Source organism: Paraburkholderia sp. XV (assembly GCF_020177535.1).
In the GTDB taxonomy this organism is placed as follows: domain Bacteria; phylum Pseudomonadota; class Gammaproteobacteria; order Burkholderiales; family Burkholderiaceae; genus Paraburkholderia; species Paraburkholderia caribensis.
Window position 1 is genome coordinate 1 of record NZ_JAGUUD010000142.1, and the last position, 17,518, is coordinate 17,518.

The 17,518-nt window shown below is 64.4% G+C and carries 15 protein-coding genes; 10 read left to right on the forward strand and 5 right to left on the reverse strand.

All coding sequences use genetic code 11. The features are described 5' to 3' along the window. Window positions 1–181 precede the first annotated feature (181 nt). The gene (locus tag KFO72_RS36910; RefSeq protein ID WP_060602882.1) at window positions 182–1,117 is read right to left on the reverse strand and encodes a LysR family transcriptional regulator; all 936 of its coding nucleotides are present in this window, start codon (window positions 1,115–1,117) and stop codon (window positions 182–184) included. A 156-nt stretch (window positions 1,118–1,273) separates the two neighbouring features. Here KFO72_RS36910 and KFO72_RS36915 point away from each other — a divergent pair, with 156 nt between their 5' ends. The 4 genes from KFO72_RS36915 to KFO72_RS36930 are packed head-to-tail and all read left to right on the forward strand — an operon-like array spanning window position 1,274 to window position 5,517. Then, a complete protein-coding gene (locus tag KFO72_RS36915; RefSeq protein WP_225034155.1) occupies window positions 1,274–2,482 on the forward strand; it encodes an amino acid aminotransferase in 1,209 nt (402 codons plus the stop codon). 11 nt (window positions 2,483–2,493) lie between these two features. Further along, the gene (locus tag KFO72_RS36920; protein WP_060602877.1) at window positions 2,494–3,282 is read left to right on the forward strand and encodes a class II aldolase/adducin family protein; all 789 of its coding nucleotides are present in this window, start codon (window positions 2,494–2,496) and stop codon (window positions 3,280–3,282) included. Between the two features lie 12 nt (window positions 3,283–3,294). Continuing rightward, entirely contained in the window at window positions 3,295–4,278 is a 984-nt protein-coding gene (locus tag KFO72_RS36925; RefSeq protein WP_176055544.1) for a 2-dehydropantoate 2-reductase, read from the forward strand. 39 nt (window positions 4,279–4,317) lie between these two features. Further along, entirely contained in the window at window positions 4,318–5,517 is a 1,200-nt protein-coding gene (locus KFO72_RS36930) for a cytochrome P450 (protein WP_225034156.1), read from the forward strand. 36 nt (window positions 5,518–5,553) lie between these two features. Here KFO72_RS36930 and KFO72_RS36935 read toward each other — a convergent pair whose 3' ends face one another. Beyond that, the gene (locus KFO72_RS36935) at window positions 5,554–6,474 is read right to left on the reverse strand and encodes a pyridoxal-phosphate dependent enzyme (protein WP_062916488.1); all 921 of its coding nucleotides are present in this window, start codon (window positions 6,472–6,474) and stop codon (window positions 5,554–5,556) included. A 145-nt stretch (window positions 6,475–6,619) separates the two neighbouring features. Further along, window positions 6,620–8,488, reverse strand: coding sequence for an ABC transporter ATP-binding protein (locus KFO72_RS36940; protein WP_060602865.1), 1,869 nt, complete (start codon window positions 8,486–8,488; stop codon window positions 6,620–6,622). A 480-nt stretch (window positions 8,489–8,968) separates the two neighbouring features. On the opposite strand from KFO72_RS36940, the gene KFO72_RS36945 reads away from it, so the two are divergent. From KFO72_RS36945 to KFO72_RS36965, 5 genes are all read left to right on the forward strand, one after another. Then, entirely contained in the window at window positions 8,969–10,024 is a 1,056-nt protein-coding gene (locus tag KFO72_RS36945) for a phytoene/squalene synthase family protein (protein WP_225034157.1), read from the forward strand. Between the two features lie 102 nt (window positions 10,025–10,126). Next, the gene (locus KFO72_RS36950; RefSeq protein ID WP_035989648.1) at window positions 10,127–10,465 is read left to right on the forward strand and encodes a DOPA 4,5-dioxygenase family protein; all 339 of its coding nucleotides are present in this window, start codon (window positions 10,127–10,129) and stop codon (window positions 10,463–10,465) included. Window positions 10,466–10,519: 54 nt separating this feature from the next. Then, window positions 10,520–11,251, forward strand: coding sequence for an FprA family A-type flavoprotein (locus KFO72_RS36955; protein ID WP_225034158.1), 732 nt, complete (start codon window positions 10,520–10,522; stop codon window positions 11,249–11,251). Window positions 11,252–11,423: 172 nt separating this feature from the next. Beyond that, window positions 11,424–12,077 carry a glutathione S-transferase family protein gene (locus KFO72_RS36960; RefSeq protein WP_176055541.1) on the forward strand — a complete coding sequence of 218 codons (654 nt, stop codon included), beginning with the start codon at window positions 11,424–11,426 and terminating at the stop codon, window positions 12,075–12,077. Between the two features lie 33 nt (window positions 12,078–12,110). Continuing rightward, window positions 12,111–12,821: a DUF899 domain-containing protein gene (locus KFO72_RS36965; protein WP_225034159.1), complete on the forward strand. Its 711-nt coding sequence runs from the start codon at window positions 12,111–12,113 to the stop codon at window positions 12,819–12,821. Between the two features lie 120 nt (window positions 12,822–12,941). Here KFO72_RS36965 and KFO72_RS36970 read toward each other — a convergent pair whose 3' ends face one another. Beyond that, a complete protein-coding gene (locus KFO72_RS36970) occupies window positions 12,942–13,307 on the reverse strand; it encodes a hypothetical protein (RefSeq protein WP_035989657.1) in 366 nt (121 codons plus the stop codon). A 211-nt stretch (window positions 13,308–13,518) separates the two neighbouring features. Then, on the reverse strand, window positions 13,519–14,655 hold the full coding sequence (locus KFO72_RS36975) for an MBL fold metallo-hydrolase (RefSeq protein WP_225034160.1): 1,137 nt from the start codon (window positions 14,653–14,655) through the stop codon (window positions 13,519–13,521). Between the two features lie 417 nt (window positions 14,656–15,072). Between KFO72_RS36975 and KFO72_RS36980 the strand changes: the two genes are divergently transcribed. Continuing rightward, the gene (locus KFO72_RS36980) at window positions 15,073–17,316 is read left to right on the forward strand and encodes an NADP-dependent isocitrate dehydrogenase (protein ID WP_054934787.1); all 2,244 of its coding nucleotides are present in this window, start codon (window positions 15,073–15,075) and stop codon (window positions 17,314–17,316) included. Window positions 17,317–17,518: the final 202 nt, after the last annotated feature.

Sequence of the window (17,518 nt, forward strand, 5' to 3'; positions counted from 1 at the left end):
CCCGCACAGGGGCGACGCTTGAAGCGAGCTAACGAATCGCGGATGCCAGCGCAAAAGCAAAGGTAAATGGACAGAGGCAGCGCATAACCATAAGAAGCCATAACGCGCATGCGAGCCCGTAGGCACAAAACAAAAAACCCAAAACCAAAACCCAAAACCGCCCAGCGCGCGCAGCGCTATCTCACTTCACTCCAATCCCGCTTTGCGTCTTCCGATCCCAGATCTTCAAACAAACCCCAAGAAACTGCGCAAACCCATCAGCAGGCGGCGACAACGACCGATCAACAGGCCGATAGACACACACTTCCCGAATCGTCTCCGGCTCGACGACGCGCCGCATCACCAGCCCAAACGTCTGCGCAAGCGGCTTCACATAAAGCGGCGCGAGCGTAACAGCAAGCCCCTGCGCAACGAGCCCAAACGCGGTAGTCACATTATCGACAACCTCAACGGGCGCAATCCGCGCATCGGACGGCTGATCGACCAACATTTGTGCGACACTCGCTTCATGATCGCGGCCCGTCGCGACGATCGGCGTGCCATGCAGATCTTGCCACCGCAAGCGCCTCTTCCGCGCCAGCGGATGCTGCTCAGCGCACCACAACACCCACGGGCTCTGAAAGATCGGCTCGCGCTGCACGCGGTCGCCCGTCGCGCGGTCGGGGCCCACGGCAAGATCGACGTCGCCGCTAGCAACACGCTCCACCAGCTGCTCGACATCCGTATCGACGACCCGCACCACGACCTTCGGCTTCTCAGTCGCATAGCCCGCTATCGCAAACGGAATCGCCGTGCTCGCCAGCACCAGCGGCGCACCGACCCGCACGATGCCCGCCGCACGGTTGCGGATGTCGCTCGCCGTCTGCTCGGCGGCACGCAAATGCCGCAGCACCGATTCCGCCGAAGAGAGAAAATCCCGACCCGCCGTCGAAAGACTCACGCGCCGCGTCGTGCGGTCGAACAGCCGAAAGCCCAGTTCGCGCTCCAGCTCCGCCAGCAACTGGCTCACGGCCGACGAGGTCAGCCCCAGCCGCTGCGCCGCAGCGGCAATGCCGTTCTGATCGACAATCGCGAGAAACGCCTCGAACTGGCGTATGGTGATGCGTGTGAGGGCCATCCGTCGATTCTAAAGCGTAACTTACGAATCGTGCAGAATCGATTGATTGTGACAGGAAGCGCTTTTCGACACACTGTTTCGCACGCGTCGGTGCATGCCCTCGCAACCTCTCGCACAGTTCAGCAACATCCAGCACACATAGACTGAGACACAACCATGTTCGAACACATCCCCGCGTATCCCGGCGATCCCATCCTGAGCCTCAACGAGGACTTCCAGCGCGATCCGCGCACCAACAAGGTCAATCTGAGCATCGGCATCTACTTCGACGAAAACGGCACGCTGCCCGTCATGGCATCGGTGCGCGAAGCCGAGGCGGCCATCGTCGCCCAAGGCACGCCGCGCTCCTATCTGCCGATGTCGGGCCTGCCGTCGTACCGCGACGCCGCGCAGACGCTCGTGTTCGGCGCCGCGAGCGCCGCGCGCGCCGCGGGGCGCATCGCGACGGTTCAGACGGTGGGCGGCTCGGGCGCACTGAAAGTCGGCGCGGATTTCCTCAAGCGTCACTTCGCGGGCTCGCAAGTGTGGCTGAGCGATCCGAGCTGGGAAAACCATCGCGTCGTGTTCGAAGCAGCGGGCCACACGGTCAACACCTATCCGTATTACGACGACGCAACGGGCGGTCTTCGCTTCGACGCAATGCGCGACACGATCGACTCGCTGCCGGAACGCAGCATCGTGCTGCTGCATGCGTGCTGCCACAACCCGACAGGCGTCGACCTGACGGCCGATCAGTGGCGCGAACTGGTGCCCGTGCTGCAGCGTCGCAATCTGATCGCGTTCGTCGACATGGCGTATCAGGGTTTCGGCGACGGCCTCGAAGAAGATGCCGCCTGCGTGCGCATGCTCGCGGACGCCGACGTGCCGATGATCGTCGCGAACTCGTTCTCGAAGAATTTCTCGCTGTACGGCGAGCGTTGCGGCGCGCTGAGCGTCCTCTGCAAGGACGCAGCCGAAGCGCAGCGCGTGCTCGGCCAGCTGACCTTCACGATCCGCGCGAACTATAGCAATCCGCCGATGCACGGCGCGCGGCTCGTTGCGGGCGTGCTCGGCGACGCGAAGCTGCGCGCGTCGTGGGACGACGAACTACGCGTGATGCGCGAGCGTATTCATGCGATGCGTCACGCCATTCACGATGGGCTTGCCGGTCGTGTCGATGAAGTGATGCGCGCGCGTTACATCGCACAGGTCGGCATGTTCACCTACACGGGACTGTCGCCCGAACAGGTCGAAACGCTGCGGCTGGAACACGGCATCTATCTGCTGCGCTCGGGGCGTATGTGTGTCGCCGGTCTGAACCGCAACAACGTCGCGTACGTGGCATCGGCGATCGCGGCTGTCGCCGGGTCGGGCGCACGCCAGTAAGGAGGCACGAGATGGAGATCATGGAGCGAGACGAGCGGGCCTCGGGCACGGCGGCGATGCACCCCGACGAATGGCAGGCGCGCGTTCAATTGGCCGCCTGTTATCGCGTCTTCGATATGCTGGGCTGGACGGAGCTGATCTACAACCACATCACGGTGCGCCTGCCCGAAAGCGTGGCGGGCGAAGCGAAGCAGTTCCTGATCAATCCATTTGGCCTGCATTACAGTGAAGTGACGGCGCGCAATCTGGTAAAGATCGATGCGCAAGGGCGCATTCTCGACGGCTCGACGTATCCGGTGAATCCCGCAGGCTTCACCGTGCACGCGGCGCTGCACGAAGGCATACCCGATGCGCATTGCGTGATGCATACGCATACCACGGCGGGCGTTGCAGTCGCCTGCTCGGAAGACGGCTTGCAGCAGACCAACTTCTACAGCGCGCAGTTGCATGAACGCATTGCGTATCACGACTTCGAAGGCATCACGATTCACGCTGAGGAAGGGCCACGCCTCGTCGAACATATCGGCGACCGGCAGGCGGTGATTCTGCGCAATCACGGGCTGCTGTCGTGGGGCACGACATTGCCGCAGGCGTTCGCGATTCTGTGGACGCTGAACCGCGCGTGCGAGATTCAGGTTGCGACGTTCGCGATGGGGCGCGCGCGGCCCGTGCCCGAGGCGGTCGCCGCGCAATGCTCGCGCGACGCGCTGCAGTTCGACGTGCGCTACGGCGCGGGGCAGGACGTGTTCGACGCGCTGGTGCGCAAGGTCGATAGAATCGACGCCAGCTACAAGGATTGAGGAAGAACAACAATGAAGGTTTGCATTTACGGCGCCGGCGCGATCGGCGGATGGATGGGTGTGAAGCTCGCGCAGGCGGGCTGCGAGGTGAGCGTGGTGGCGCGCGGCGCGACGCTCGACGCGTTGCGCGAACACGGCTTGCGCCTGAAGGAAAACGGCGAGACGCACGCGGTCCGCGTGCAGGCGAGCGACAAGCCGGAAACGCTCGGCGTGCAGGATCTGGTGGTCGTCGCGGTGAAAGCGCCCGGCATGGCCGCCGTCGCGCAGCATATCGGGCCGCTGCTCGGCGCGAATACGCTCGTGCTGACAGCGATGAACGGCGTGCCGTGGTGGTTCTGTGCGGGCTTGCAGGGCGAGTTCGCGGGCGCGCGGCTCGCTTGCGTCGATCCCGACGGCTCGATTGCCGCCACGATCCCAGCTGAACGCACGCTCGGATGCGTCGTGCATGCGAGCTGCCGTGTCGACGCGCCGGGCGTCGTCGCGCATCATCAGGGACGCGGCTTGATCGTCGGCGAAGCGACGGGACGGGCGAGCGAGCGGGTGGCGTCGCTCGTCGAACTGTTGCGCAAGGCCGGCTTCGATGCGAGCGCGACCGATCAGATCCAGCGCGACGTCTGGTACAAGCTATGGGGCAACATGACGATGAACCCCATCAGCGCAATCACGGGCGCGACCACCGACAAGATTCTCAGCGACCCGCTCGCGCGCGATTTCGTCACGCGCGTGATGCTCGAAGCGAAAGCCATCGGCGCGCGGTTCGGCATCCCCATCGAGCAGGCGCCCGAAGACCGTCACGCCGTGACGCTCAAACTGGGCGCAATGCGCACGTCGATGTTGCAGGACGTCGAAGCGGGCAAGGCCGTCGAACTCGATGCGCTGGTCGGCGCAGTGTGCGAACTGGGCAAGCTGACGGGTGTCGACACGCCGTATGCGAACGCGCTGTTCGGGCTCGCTCGTCTGCACGCTCGCGTGCGTGGGCTGTATCCTCTCGACTGACGCTGCACCTTCAATCCTTTAAGCCCCGCGCATCAAAGCATGAAATTCACCGATCTGTCGTCCCCGGCTTACTTCGACAATCCGTATCCGTTCTATGAAGGCATCCGCAGCGCGGGCGCCTTCGTGCCGCTCGCGCCCAGCATCATGCTGACGGGCCGCCACGCCGTCATCGACGCACTGTTGCCCGACCGCCGCATGGGCAAGACATACATGCCCAGCGTGGTCGCGCGCTACGGCGAGAGTGCCCGCGAACAGCCGGTGTTTCAGGCGCTCGAACGCACGTTCCTGATGATGAACCCGCCCGCCCACACGCGCCTGCGCGCGCTGCTGATGAAGGCATTCAATGCGCGGCAGATCGAAACGCTGCGCGCCATCGCCGAAGAAACGACCGACAGTCTGATCGACGCGATGCAAGGCAAGCCTGAAGTCGATCTGGTCAGCGAGTTCGCGATGCCGCTGCCATTGCAGATCATCTGCCGGCTGCTCGATGTGCCCGTCGAGGATGGCGTGCGCTTCGGCGACGCGGCGAGCCTGCTGGTGTCGGCGTTCGATCTCGCGCCGATGTCCGCCGACGCGCTCGCGCACGCAAACCAGGCGGCGCTCGAGCTCGAACAGTATTTCCGCGCGGTGATCGCGCAACGGCGCGCGGCGCCCGGCCACGACATCGTGTCGTCGTTGATCCAGGCGGAAGAGGGCGGCGAGCGGTTGTCGGAAGACGAGATCGTGTCGAACGTGATCTTGCTGTTCGTCGCGGGGCACGAGACCACGTCGAACATGCTGGGCAATGCGCTGATCGCGCTGCATCGGCATCCGGCGCAACTGGAGCGGTTGCGCGGCGATCTCTCGCTGGTATCGAAGGCGGTGGCCGAATGCGCGCGCTATGACACGGCCGTGCAAATGGTCGTGCGCACCGCATTCGACGATATCGAGGTGGAAGGGCAGACGCTGCCGCGCGGCTCGATCGTTTTCATGCTGCTCGGTTCGGCCAATCGCGACCCGGAGCGTTTCGACGCGCCGGATACACTCGATATCGGCCGCGAGCCGTCAGGCCATCTGCTGACGTTCGGCGCGGGCATTCACTACTGCCTCGGCGCGCGCCTCGCGATGATGGAACTCGAAATCGCGCTGCACAAGCTGCTGACACGGTTGCCTCAGCTGCGTCTGACGAATCTCGACGCATTGCAGTGGCGCAGGCGGAACAACCTGCGCGGCGTCGAAACGCTGCTCGCCGCGCTGTGACGGGCGAGCCGGGAAGGCGTGAGGTCCGTGCGGCGCTCACGCCATCTCGCGATGCCAGCGTTCCAGTTGCTCGATGGTCGTAGTCGCCCCGCCGCACACGATCACGAGCACGGTGTCGAAGCGTTGCAGCGCATCCGTCTGCCCGTAGACGAGGGCGAGGCTCGCGCCGCAAGCGGGCTCGACGAGCACGCGGTGATCGTCGACGAAACGGCGCGACGCATCCACGGCTTCGGCGTCCGACACCACCACGCATTCGACAGGGTGCGTCTGCGTCAGCATGAACGCCTGCTCGCAGACCTGCTTCGCACCCAGCGACGTCGCGATGCTCGTAATACCCGGCAGCTCGATCCGCCGGTCCGCGCGCACTGACTGCGCCAGCGACGACGCGCCCGCCGTTTCGACCGCGATCAGCGGCACATGGCCGAGACCGTTACGCCGCAGGCCTTCGATCGCACCCGCCATCAACCCGCCGCCGCCCACCGACAGCACGACGGCATCGAACTTCGCACCCGCCCGCACGACCTCGTCGATCATCGACGCATGACCGTGCCACAGGAGCGGGTCGTCGAACGGATGAATGAACGCGTCGTCGGGACCGGCCTGTTCGAGCGCGAACGCGTTCGCTTCCTGCCAGGTCGCGCCGTGCACGATCACCTCCGCGCCTTGCAAGCCGATCAGTTCCTTTGCGCGCTCGCCCGTGCTTTGCGGCACGACGACCGTGACGGGGATCGACAGCGCGCGGCCCGCATACGCGACCGCGATGCCCGCGTTGCCGCCCGACGACGACACGAAGCGGCGCTTGCCACGCTTCGCGTGTTCTTCGCACGCGTAGCCGATGCCGCGGATCTTGAACGAGCCGGGCGGCTGCAGCGCGTCCATCTTGAGCAGCACGCGGCGGCCCAGATGCTGGCTGAGCGGTTGGGATTCGAGAAGCGGGGTGTCGATGTGCAGGGTCATGGCGGTGTTGCCGGAAGCGGCTTCGCTGAAGCGTTGAATCGCAGATGATAGCAAGCGGAAGCCGTCGGAGCTTGCTGCATCCGCGCATAAAAAAGGGCGGTTCGAAACATCGAACCGCCCTTGATCTCGTTGATCGAGCGATGGCTCACTTGCCCGCGATCAGGCTAGGATCGCCGGCAAACCGCTCGCTGCGGCTCGCGGGCCCGTCGTCGAGCAGACCCTTGGTCAGCTCCAGCGCCTGCCGTTCGAACAGCCGCCGGTACACGCCGTTGTCGATACGGATCAGTTGCTCGTGGCTGCCTTCCTCGACCACGCGACCCTTGTCGAGCACCAGCAAACGGTCGAGCGCACGCACTGTCGAGAGCCGGTGCGCGACGACGAGCGTCGTGCGTCCGACCATCAGCCGTTCCATCGCCTGCTGGATCAGCACCTCGCTTTCGCTGTCGAGGCTCGACGTGGCTTCGTCGAAGATCAGGACCGGCGCGTCGGCGAGGAACGCCCGCGCGATCGCGACCCGCTGGCGTTCGCCGCCCGACAGCTTGACGCCGCGCTCGCCGACCAGCGTGTCGTAGCCGTGCGGCAGCGCGTCGATGAAGTCGTGCGCGCTGGCAAGCTTCGCGGCCTGGACGATCTCGTCGAACGATGCGCCGGGCCGCGCGTACGCGATGTTCTCCGCCAGCGAGCGGTGGAACAGCACGGGCTCCTGCTGCACGATGGCGATGTGCTGGCGCAGCGACGCCTGCTGCACGTCGGCGATGTTCTGCCCGTCGATCGTGATGCGGCCTTCGTCGATGTCGTACAGACGCTGAATCAACTTGATGAACGTCGTCTTGCCCGAGCCCGAATGCCCCACGAGGCCGATCCGCTCGCCCGGCGCGATGCGCAGCGAGAAGTCGTTGTAGAGCGCCGTGCGCTGCGCGCCATAGCGGAACGTGACGTGCTCGAAGCGGATTTCACCGTGCTCGATAGCGATGGCGGGCGCGCCCGCCTTGTCTTCGATACCGAGCGGCTCGCGTTCGAGCGCGACGAGTTCTTCCATGTCGTTCACCGAGCGCTGCAGGTTGCGCACATGCATCCCGACATCGCGCAGATAGCCTTGCAACACGAAGAACGTGGTCAGCGCATACGTGATGTCGCCGACACTCGCTTCGTCGCGCAGCCACAGCAGCAGTGCCGCGCCGAGAATGGCCGCCTGCATCAGCGCCAGCATGCCGCCCTGTACGCCGCCATTGGTCGTGCCGCGCTGCCACGTGCGGCGCGTGCGCTGCCGCCACTTGGCGATCACGCGATCGAGCCGGCTTTCCTCGCGTTCTTCCGCGCCGAATGCCTTGACGACGGCGTTGCAACTGACGGCGTCGGCGAGCGCGCCGCCCATGCGCGTGTCCCACAGATTGCCGAGACGCGCGGCAGGCGCGACGTAGCCTAGCGACAGCGCGACCGTCACCGCGACATACGTAAGCGAGCCGACGCCGACCACGATGCCCATCACGGGCCAGTGAATGCCGAGCAGCACGGTCGATCCGGCGAGCATCAGCAGCGAAGGCAGCAGCGCGATCAGCAGCGTGTCGTTGAGCAGGTCGAGCGCCCAGATGCCGCGCGTGATCTTGCGCACCGTCGAGCCGGCGAAGCTGTTCGCATGCCAGTCCGTCGAAAAGCGCTGCACGCGATGAAACGCGTTCGCGCAGATCTCACTCATCATCTTGAGCGTCATCACGATGATGCTGCGGTAGACCAGTTGCCGCAGCAACGTGCCGCCGATGCCGAGCGCAATCAGCACGCCGAACGCGACCAGCGCCGGATGCGATGCGACGTCCTTGCCGAGCGTGCGGCCCGACGCGAGCGCGTCGACCAGACGGCCCGCGAAGAGCGGCGTCAACACATCCGCGAGCGCGGCCGACAGTGCGAACAACGCAATGCCAACCACGCGCACGGGCTGCTTGCGCCAGTGATGAAACGTGAAGCCGAGAACGCTTCTGAACGCTTGCGCGCCAAAGTCGAGTTTTTTGCTAGCCATGTATGTCAGCGTGCGGCGCGAGGCGGCGCAGCGCTATCCAGTCAGGAGATTCGGAAGTCGACGACCGATGCCCGCCAACGTGCGGCGGCGACAAAGAAAACCGGTAGTCTGATAAAGGCGCGGGCGCTTGCGAGCCAGCGCGGACGGCAACCTAGCTAGGGGAGCAGAGGAAGCGTCGCGACATCCCGCGAGAGACTGCGATGTACATTGCGTGCATGGAATGCCTCCCTTGGGTGAATGAGTGGATGAAGAACAACTGCGTTGAGGCTTGAATTCTAGCAGGAAAGCTTGCGCAAGGTGATCGCAATGCGCGTTCACATCACACAAAGTGTTGGTTTTATGTGTGCCTCTTCGAATCACGGCGGGCCGGCTTTGCAACCTGTCCCACGCGTGCCGGATACAATGCGGCAGCGCCGAACTACACCAACACCGCGTCCGTGCCCGACCGAAGCACGGACTCAACCTGATCGACCTCAACACATGTCCAGTTCCACCCGGGCCTTTTTGCTGGGCCCGTTGCTCAAAGGGGTTTCCCGTTCTTTCTATCTGACGTTGCGCATTCTGCCCGCCGGCATGCGCGATCCCATCGGCCTCGCGTATCTGCTCGCGCGCGCCGCGGACACGATCGCCGATACCGCGCTGATTCCGCCCGGGCAGCGGCTTGCGTTGCTGCTTGCGTTGCGCGAGCAGGTCAACGGCGCGACCGACGACGGCGAGCTTGCGCAACGCCTCGCGAGTGAAGTGGCGGGGCAGCAGACGCAATCGGATGAAAAGGTCTTGCTCGAATCGATCGCGCCCGCGCTCGACGTGCTTCAGCAACTCGATGCCTCCGACCGCGCGGCGGTGCGCGAGATCGTCACGACGCTGACCACGGGCATGGAATTCGACTTGCGCACCTTCCCCGACGAACGCTCGGGCCGCATCGTCGCGTTGCGCGAATGGGACGAACTGGACCGCTACACGTATCTGGTCGCGGGCTGCGTCGGCGAGTTCTGGACGAAGATGACGTACGCGCATCTGCCTGGCACGCTGAAAACCGACGAGCCCACGATGCTCGAGCGCGGCGTGCGCTTCGGCAAGGCGCTGCAGATGACCAACGTGCTGCGCGATTGCGGCAAGGACTTGCGCATCGGCCGATGCTATCTGCCGTCCGCGATGCTCGATCGCCACGGCCTGACGCCGCAAACGCTGTTGGAGCCGCAAGCATCGCAGCGCGCGCAACCCTTGATGCACGAACTGGTGCGCAAGTCGCTGGATCACTTCCGCGCCGCGCTCGACTACACGCTCGCCATTCCGCGTTTCTCGTTGCGCTTGCGTCTCGCGTGCGTGTGGCCGATCGTGATCGGACTCGAAACATTGCTGCTGCTGGTCGATAACGCGCACTGGCTGGAACCGTCGAAAGTGTCGAAGATCCAGCGCAAGCAGGTGTACGGCATTCTCGCGCGCTCGCTGCCCGTGTCGGTGTCGGATGCGTGGCTGCGTGGCTGGATCGAAGGGCTGATCGGCGCGATTGAATCGCGCATCGGCATTCGATGAAACGCGCTTCCGTTCAATCCCGGTTTGTTCATACAGCGGTGGAGCGCCTATGATGAACCTCGCACAACCCGAAACGAAGGACGGCCCCGGCCGCAACGGATCATGACGGCAATCGCCAGCTGGCACGCGCATGTGTATTTCGATCAGGCGACCCGCGACGCCGCATGGACGCTGCGCGAAGCCATCGAGGCGCAGTTTCACGGCAGATTCGAAATGGGGCGTTTTCACGAGCGTCCCGTCGGTCCGCATCCGATGTGGTCGTATCAGCTTGCTTTCGCCCCCGAGCTACTCGCGGAACTGTTTGCGTGGCTCGCGCTCAATCACGGCGCGCTCGACGTCTTCATCCATCCGAACACGGGCAACGCGCTGCGCGACCACCGCGATTGCGCGGCGTGGATCGGGCGCTCGTATCCGTTGAATCTCGCCGCGCTCGGCGGTTAGCGCGTAGTCGGCGCGGCGCATCGTTGCGCGCGCAGCGCGCATGGAGGTCGGCTCATGACGGTCACCAACGCGGTGTCGGGCACCAACGTCCATGAAGTCGCGGACGGCATGTACCGGATCAACACGCCTGTGTTCTTCGAAGGCGGGCCGGGCGGCTTCTCCTTCAACCAGTATCTGATCGTCGACGACGCGCCGCTGCTCTTTCATACCGGCCCGCGCAGGATGTTCGCGCTCGTGCGCGAAGCGGTCGCGTCCGTGTTGCCGCCCGAGCGGCTGCGGCATATCGCGTTCTCGCATGTCGAAGCGGACGAGTGTGGCTCGCTCAACGAATGGCTCGCCGCCGCGCCGCAGGCGGTGCCGCTGTGCAGCGGCGTCGCCAAGCTGGTGTCCATCGACGATCTCGCCGACCGGCCCGCGCGCGGCCTCGAAGACGGCGAAACCGTCGATCTCGGACGCCACCGGCTGCGCTGGCTCGCGACCCCGCATCTGCCGCATGCGTGGGAGTGCGGGATGCTGTTCGACGAGACGACCCAGACGCTGCTGTGCGGCGATCTGTTCACGCAAGGCGGCGCGGAGTTGCCCGCCGTGACGGGCGCGGACATTCTCGGTCCCAGCGAGGCGTTCCGGCGCAGCATGGATTACTACTCGCACACGAAACATGGCGACGCGATGCTGGAGCGGCTCGCCGCGCTCGAGCCGCACACGCTCGCGTGCATGCACGGCAGTGCGTGGCAAGGCGACGGCGCCGCGCTGCTTCGCGCGCTGGCGGTGTCGCTGCGCGAGTGAGCGGGCCGCGCTGACGTATTGATGCATTGACGCGGTGACGCGCGGCACGCCCAGCGCTTGCGCCGCAGCGCAGCAAATGTTTTTTCGCGCGCGATGTCGATTCCCGTCGTCGCCGCTCGTCGTCATGGTAAGCGGGCATATCGTCCGCTATTTCCCAGCAAGGACGACGACGATGACCTTGACGCTCTACGCCCATCCGTTTTCTTCGTACTGCCAGAAGGCGCTCACCGCGCTCTACGAGAACGGCACGCCGTTCGACTACCGCCGGCTCGACGAACCCGGCGCGATGGATGAACTCGCCGCGCGCTGGCCGATCCGGCGCTTTCCGCTGCTCGTCGACGACGGACGCACGATCGCCGAGGCGACCGTCATCATCGAGCATCTCGGCCTGCATCATCCCGGCCCGGTCCAACTGCTTCCCGACGATCCGCGCGCGGCGCTCGACGTGCGTTTCATGGACCGTTTCTTCGACAACTACATCGCCACGCCGCAGCAGAAGATCGTCTTCGACAGCCTGCGCAGCGAGAGCGAACGCGATGCCCGCGGCGTCGCCGATGCGCGCGCGCTGCTCGATGTCGCGTACGCGTGGCTCGACAACACGATGAAAGACCGCGAGTGGGCGGCAGGCAAGCACTTCAGTCTCGCGGATTGCGGCGCGGCACCGTTTCTCTTCTATGCGGACTGGACGCACCGGATCGACCCGAAGTTCGAATACGTGGTCGCGTATCGCAAGCGTCTGTTGAAACGGCCTTCGTTCGCGCGCGCCGTCGAGGAAGCGCGGCCTTATCGTCATCTGTTTCCGCTCGGCGTGCCGGAGCGCGACTGATCCCGTGGCTCGTCAACTGAATGGGAGGCTCTGATGTCTTCTGCATCTTCTCTTGTGCCCGCCGCCGAGCTGGCCAAGCGCAACGGCCGGCACTATCCGAACGAGAGCGTCGAGTACCGCCGCGCCCGCGACGCACTGCTCGCGGAGGAAATCGAATTGCGCCGGCATATCGAACGCGTCGCGGAACAACGCCGCGCGCTGCCGCCTGGCGGCGACGTGACGGGCGATTACCGGTTCGTCGGCGAAACGGGACCCGTCGATCTCGCCGGGCTGTTCGGCGACAAGGACACGCTCGTGATCTACAGCTACATGTTCGGTCCGCAGCGCGAGCGGCCGTGTCCGATGTGCACGTCGCTACTGAGCGCGTGGGACGGCGAGGCGCGCGACATCGCGCAGCGCGTCGCGCTGGCCGTGGTCGCGCGTTCGCCGATCGAGCGGCTCCTGGCGTTCAAAAAGGAGCGCGGCTGGCGCGATCTGAAGCTGTATTCGGACGCGAACGGCGAGTACAGCCGCGATTTTGGCGCAATCAGCGACGACGGCGGCGACGACGCGGCGTTTCAGGTCTTCACGCGCCGCGACGGCACGATCCGTCATTTTTATGCGGTCGAGATGGGCTTCCCGACTGTCGATCCCGGTCAGGACCCGCGCGGCGCGCCGGATCTGATGCCGATGTGGACGATCTTCGACATGACGCCCGAAGGTCGCGATCCGCATTGGTATCCGAAGCTCGACTACGCCCGGTGACGTCAACGCGCGGCTCGCCGCTGACCAGGTAGCCGCGTGCACATCAAGACAGGCATGAAGGCGAACGTGATCGCGCCGCGAGCATGCGGCGCTCGCGCTGTTCGCAGGCGGGCGCAGGTGCTAGTCGGCGACGCGCTTGTCGGCGAGCGCGCGTTCGCAGTCGCCGAGCACGGCGACGACGAGGCGCGCCTGAGCGTCGAGTTCGTCGGTGTCGAGAATTTCTTCGACGGCATCGCGCGCCCAGTCGGCTTCCACAAACGATGCGTGCCGCTGCGCGATGTCGAGCGCGATGGCCGAGAGCCTCGCGATGCATAACCAGTCGGCTGTGCGCCCGTGCCGGTCGAGCCACTTGTGCGCGGCCTCTACGTGGAAGGACGGTGAGGGCCAGGTCTCGTTCAGATACCAGGCACCCAGGCTTCCGCACGTGAGCCAGCACAGCAGCTCCACGCGGTCGCGTTGGCTTAGAAGATGGCGTACATCACTCATGGCGACGCTCGCGAAGGTAACGGATATGACGTGAGTTCCGCGTAGCAAAGCTCGAACCCGTGTGTGTACGACAATAACACGACGTTGTGCCTTGCACGACAGGGTTTAACCGGATTCTGGCTGCCCGGGTGATGGGGAATGTGGGTTGACCGACAATCACGCGCGCTTGCTGCACTGCATTGCACGGGCACAGTGCAGCGCGGCTCGCGTGCTAGCGCGAGCAGGTCGGCTGTGAATCGGCCGATGCGTCGAGGCGGATCATCTGGCCGTGATGGAGAACGGTGAATGCATCATCGGGCAGGCCGGCTTCGTGAGCTGCTTCGGCGAGTTTTTTCGGCGGCTCGTCGAGCGCCTCGTCGGTCAGTTCGAACGTGCCCCAGTGAATGCCGATCGCCTTTTTTGCGTGCACGTCCTGGAAGATCTGCACGGCCTGCTGCGGGTCCACGTGCTGCGGGCCCATGAACCAGCGCGGCTCGTACGCGCCGACGGGAATCAACGCGAGATCGACGCAGCCGAATGCGGTGCCGATCCGCTTGAAGTCGTTCGAGTAGCCGGTGTCGCCTGCGAAATACACGGAGAAGGGGTGCGCTGCGCCCGCGGGCGTTTTCACGACCCAGCCGCCCCACAGCGTCTCGTTGCGGTCGGTCAGGCTGCGCGCGGACCAGTGCGTCGCGGGCACGAACCAGAAGTCGAGACGGGCGACGCTGGTTTCGTCGCCCCAGTCCAGTTCCTGCGCATTCGTGATGCCTTTTTTCGCGAGCCAGTCCTTGATGCCGAGCGGCACCAGAAAGAGCGGCGGCCCGCCGGGCTGCGCGTTCAACGCCTCGACGCTTGCGGTGTCGAGGTGGTCGTAGTGGCTGTGCGAGATCAGCACGACGTCGATATGCGGCAGTTCTTCTAGCGCGAGACCGGGCGGCACGCGCCGCTTCGGCCCGGCGAACGCAAAGGGCGACGCGCGTTCCGAAAACATCGGATCGGTGATCACGTTGACGCCGTTGATCTGCAGCAAGGCGGTCGCGTGGCCGATCCACGTCATCGTGTCGTCGCTGCGGTTCGCCTTGATCCACGCGACGTCAGGGTGATCGACGGGAAACGCGTAGCCGTTCGCGGGCGGTGGCGGCAAGCCGTGCGTCCAGCGGTTCCAGCGCCATGCCCATACCGAGCCGCGCGCGAGCGGCCCGTCGTTGTTCTCGTAGCCGTTGCCGGTGCGCGGCGCGTGATGGATGCCGCTCGCGGCGAGCTGGTCGGGCGTCGGGCCGGATGGCGGCGCGCCCGCGGCGCAATGCGCCGATGCGCCGCACAAGGCGATGGCGGCGCAGACGAGGCGCGAGCGGAACGGGAGTGGCATCGTGTATCGAATCGGCTGCCGCCGTAGAATCGATGGTGCGACAGTGTAGACCGGACGCCGCGTCCTACGCCCGCGCGGTGGCGGAACAGTCGTCACCCGCGATCGCGTCCCCGCTGCGGGATCGTTCATCGGCACGCCATCTGCCGCGCGCAATCTCGATCGGGTTCGGATCGCGGTCATTGCTGCAGAGTGGAATAATTGTGCTTGTTCCCAAATCGTAAAATGCAATGAAGTGCCGTTTGCGGCGACGAAAAAGCAGCGAAGCCGCGCAAATCGTGCATTTTTTTGCCTTAAAGGCGATTCAACCGGCACGATTCAAACCGTCAAAATCCAAAATGAGGCAAAATTCGGGGCATTCGCGTCGGCCGTGGCGTCGCCGGCGGCATTTCCCAACCTTTCTCGACCAAGAGCAAAGCGATGAGTAACAAGCAACCTACGATCATCTACACCCTGACCGACGAAGCCCCGCTGCTCGCGACGAGTGCTTTTCTGCCGATCATCCGTACGTTTACCGCTCCGGCTGGCGTCCATGTCGAGACCAGCGACATTTCCGTGGCCGGCCGTATCCTCGGCGAGTTTCCGGAATTCCTGACGCAGGAACAGCGCGTGCCGGATAATCTGGCCGAGCTGGGGCGCCTGACGCAAGACCCGGACACCAACATCATCAAGCTGCCGAACATTTCGGCGTCGGTGTTCCAGCTCGTCAGCGCGATCAAGGAACTGCAGTCGAAGGGCTACAAGGTCCCGGATTATCCGGAAGACCCGAAGAACGACGAAGAAAAAGAGATCCAGAAGCGTTACTCGAAGTGCCTCGGCAGCGCGGTGAATCCGGTTCTGCGCGAAGGCAACTCGGACCGCCGCGCGCCCGCCGCCGTCAAGAACTATGCGAAGAAGCACCCGCACAGCATGGGCGAGTGGAGCATGGCGTCACGTACGCACGTGGCGCACATGAAGCACGGCGACTTCTACCACGGCGAAAAGTCGATCACGAACGACAAGGCGCGCGAAGTCCGCATGGAACTCGTCACGAAGCGTGGCGAGACGATCGTGCTGAAGCCGAAGGTCAAGCTGCAGGACGGCGAGATCGTCGACAGCATGTTCATGAGCAAGAAGGCGCTGGTCGAATTCTACGAAGACCAGATGGAAGACGCGCGCAAGACGGGCGTGATGCTGTCGCTGCACGTGAAGGCGACGATGATGAAGGTTTCGCACCCGATCGTCTTCGGCCACGCCGTCAAGGTGTTCTACAAGGACGCGTTCGCGAAGCATCAGAAGCTGTTCGACGAACTGGGCGTGAACGTCAACAACGGTCTGGTCGATCTGTACACGAAGATCGAATCGCTGCCTGAATCGCAGCGCGACGAAGTGATCCGCGACATGCACGCGTGCCACGAGCACCGCCCCGCGCTGGCGATGGTGGATTCGGCCAAGGGCATCTCGAACCTGCACGCACCGAACGACGTGATCGTCGACGCATCGATGCCCGCGATGATCCGCGCGGGCGGCAAGATGTGGGGCGCCGACGGCCGTCCCGCGGATACCAAGTGCCTGATTCCGGAAAGCACGTTTGCGCGCATTTACCAGGAAATCATCAACTTCTGCAAGACCAACGGCGCATTCGATCCGCGCACGATGGGCACGGTGCCGAACGTCGGCCTGATGGCGCAGAAGGCGGAAGAATACGGCTCGCACGACAAGACCTTCGAGATCGCTGAAGACGGCGAAGCGCGCATCGTCGACAACGCGACGGGCGAAGTGCTGAGCGGCCTGACTCAGCAGGTCGAGCAGGGCGACATCTGGCGCATGTGCCTTGTGAAGGACGCACCGATTCGCGACTGGGTCAAGCTCGCGGTCACGCGTGCGCGCAACTCGGGCATGCCCGTGGTGTTCTGGCTCGACCCGTACCGTCCGCATGAAAACGAACTGATCCACAAGGTGCAGACGTACCTGAAGGATCACGACACGGATGGTCTCGAGATCCACATCATGTCGCAGGTTCGTGCGATGCGTTACACGCTGGAGCGCGTGATCCGCGGTCTGGACACGATTTCGGCGACGGGCAACATCCTGCGCGATTACCTGACCGACCTGTTCCCGATCATGGAACTGGGCACGTCCGCGAAGATGCTGTCGATCGTTCCGTTGATGGCGGGCGGCGGCATGTACGAGACGGGTGCGGGCGGCTCGGCGCCGAAGCACGTGAAGCAGCTGGTCGAGGAGAACCACTTGCGGTGGGATTCGCTGGGTGAGTTTTTGGCGCTGGCTGTGTCGCTCGAAGAGCTGGGTATCAAGTCGGGGAATGCACGCGCCAAGGTGCTGGCGAAGACGCTGGATGCGGCTACCGGTAAGCTGCTCGACAACAACAAGAGCCCCTCGCCGAAGACGGGCGAGCTCGACAACCGTGGCAGCCAGTTCTACCTCGCTATGTATTGGGCGCAGGAGCTGGCCGCGCAGACCGACGACGCTGAACTTGCTGCGAAGTTTGGCCCGCTGGCCAAGGTGCTGACCGAGAACGAGAAGACTATCGTTGGGGAACTGACGGACGTTCAGGGTAAGAGTGTTGATATCGGTGGCTACTATCAGCCGGACTTTGCGAAGCTGGAAGCGGTTATGCGGCCGAGCAAGACGTTGAATAACGCGCTGGCAGCTGTGACTGTCTAAGTCTTCTGACTGTAGTGATTTAAGCGGAGCCCGCGCATGATGTTTTGATGTGCGGGCTTTGTTTTTTTGGCCTTTGCGCTGGCATCCGGGGGGGCGATTTCGCGGTGCGAGTGGGTGGGTTTGCTTGTGTTTGCGCTGGCATCTGCGTTTTGCTTTTGCTTTCGCTGGCATCCGCGTTACGTTAGCTCGCTTCAGGCGTCGC

What these genes read in the sequence shown, in the direction of transcription:
- KFO72_RS36910 (WP_060602882.1), bottom strand. Translation starts at nt 1,117, where the DNA reads ATGGCCCTCACACGCATCACCATACGCCAGTTCGAGGCGTTTCTCGCG.
- KFO72_RS36915 (WP_225034155.1), top strand. Translation starts at nt 1,274, where the DNA reads ATGTTCGAACACATCCCCGCGTATCCCGGCGATCCCATCCTGAGCCTC.
- KFO72_RS36920 (WP_060602877.1), top strand. Translation starts at nt 2,494, where the DNA reads ATGGAGATCATGGAGCGAGACGAGCGGGCCTCGGGCACGGCGGCGATG.
- KFO72_RS36925 (WP_176055544.1), top strand. Translation starts at nt 3,295, where the DNA reads ATGAAGGTTTGCATTTACGGCGCCGGCGCGATCGGCGGATGGATGGGT.
- KFO72_RS36930 (WP_225034156.1), top strand. Translation starts at nt 4,318, where the DNA reads ATGAAATTCACCGATCTGTCGTCCCCGGCTTACTTCGACAATCCGTAT.
- KFO72_RS36935 (WP_062916488.1), bottom strand. Translation starts at nt 6,474, where the DNA reads ATGACCCTGCACATCGACACCCCGCTTCTCGAATCCCAACCGCTCAGC.
- KFO72_RS36940 (WP_060602865.1), bottom strand. Translation starts at nt 8,488, where the DNA reads ATGGCTAGCAAAAAACTCGACTTTGGCGCGCAAGCGTTCAGAAGCGTT.
- KFO72_RS36945 (WP_225034157.1), top strand. Translation starts at nt 8,969, where the DNA reads ATGTCCAGTTCCACCCGGGCCTTTTTGCTGGGCCCGTTGCTCAAAGGG.
- KFO72_RS36950 (WP_035989648.1), top strand. Translation starts at nt 10,127, where the DNA reads ATGACGGCAATCGCCAGCTGGCACGCGCATGTGTATTTCGATCAGGCG.
- KFO72_RS36955 (WP_225034158.1), top strand. Translation starts at nt 10,520, where the DNA reads ATGACGGTCACCAACGCGGTGTCGGGCACCAACGTCCATGAAGTCGCG.
- KFO72_RS36960 (WP_176055541.1), top strand. Translation starts at nt 11,424, where the DNA reads ATGACCTTGACGCTCTACGCCCATCCGTTTTCTTCGTACTGCCAGAAG.
- KFO72_RS36965 (WP_225034159.1), top strand. Translation starts at nt 12,111, where the DNA reads ATGTCTTCTGCATCTTCTCTTGTGCCCGCCGCCGAGCTGGCCAAGCGC.
- KFO72_RS36970 (WP_035989657.1), bottom strand. Translation starts at nt 13,307, where the DNA reads ATGAGTGATGTACGCCATCTTCTAAGCCAACGCGACCGCGTGGAGCTG.
- KFO72_RS36975 (WP_225034160.1), bottom strand. Translation starts at nt 14,655, where the DNA reads ATGCCACTCCCGTTCCGCTCGCGCCTCGTCTGCGCCGCCATCGCCTTG.
- KFO72_RS36980 (WP_054934787.1), top strand. Translation starts at nt 15,073, where the DNA reads ATGAGTAACAAGCAACCTACGATCATCTACACCCTGACCGACGAAGCC.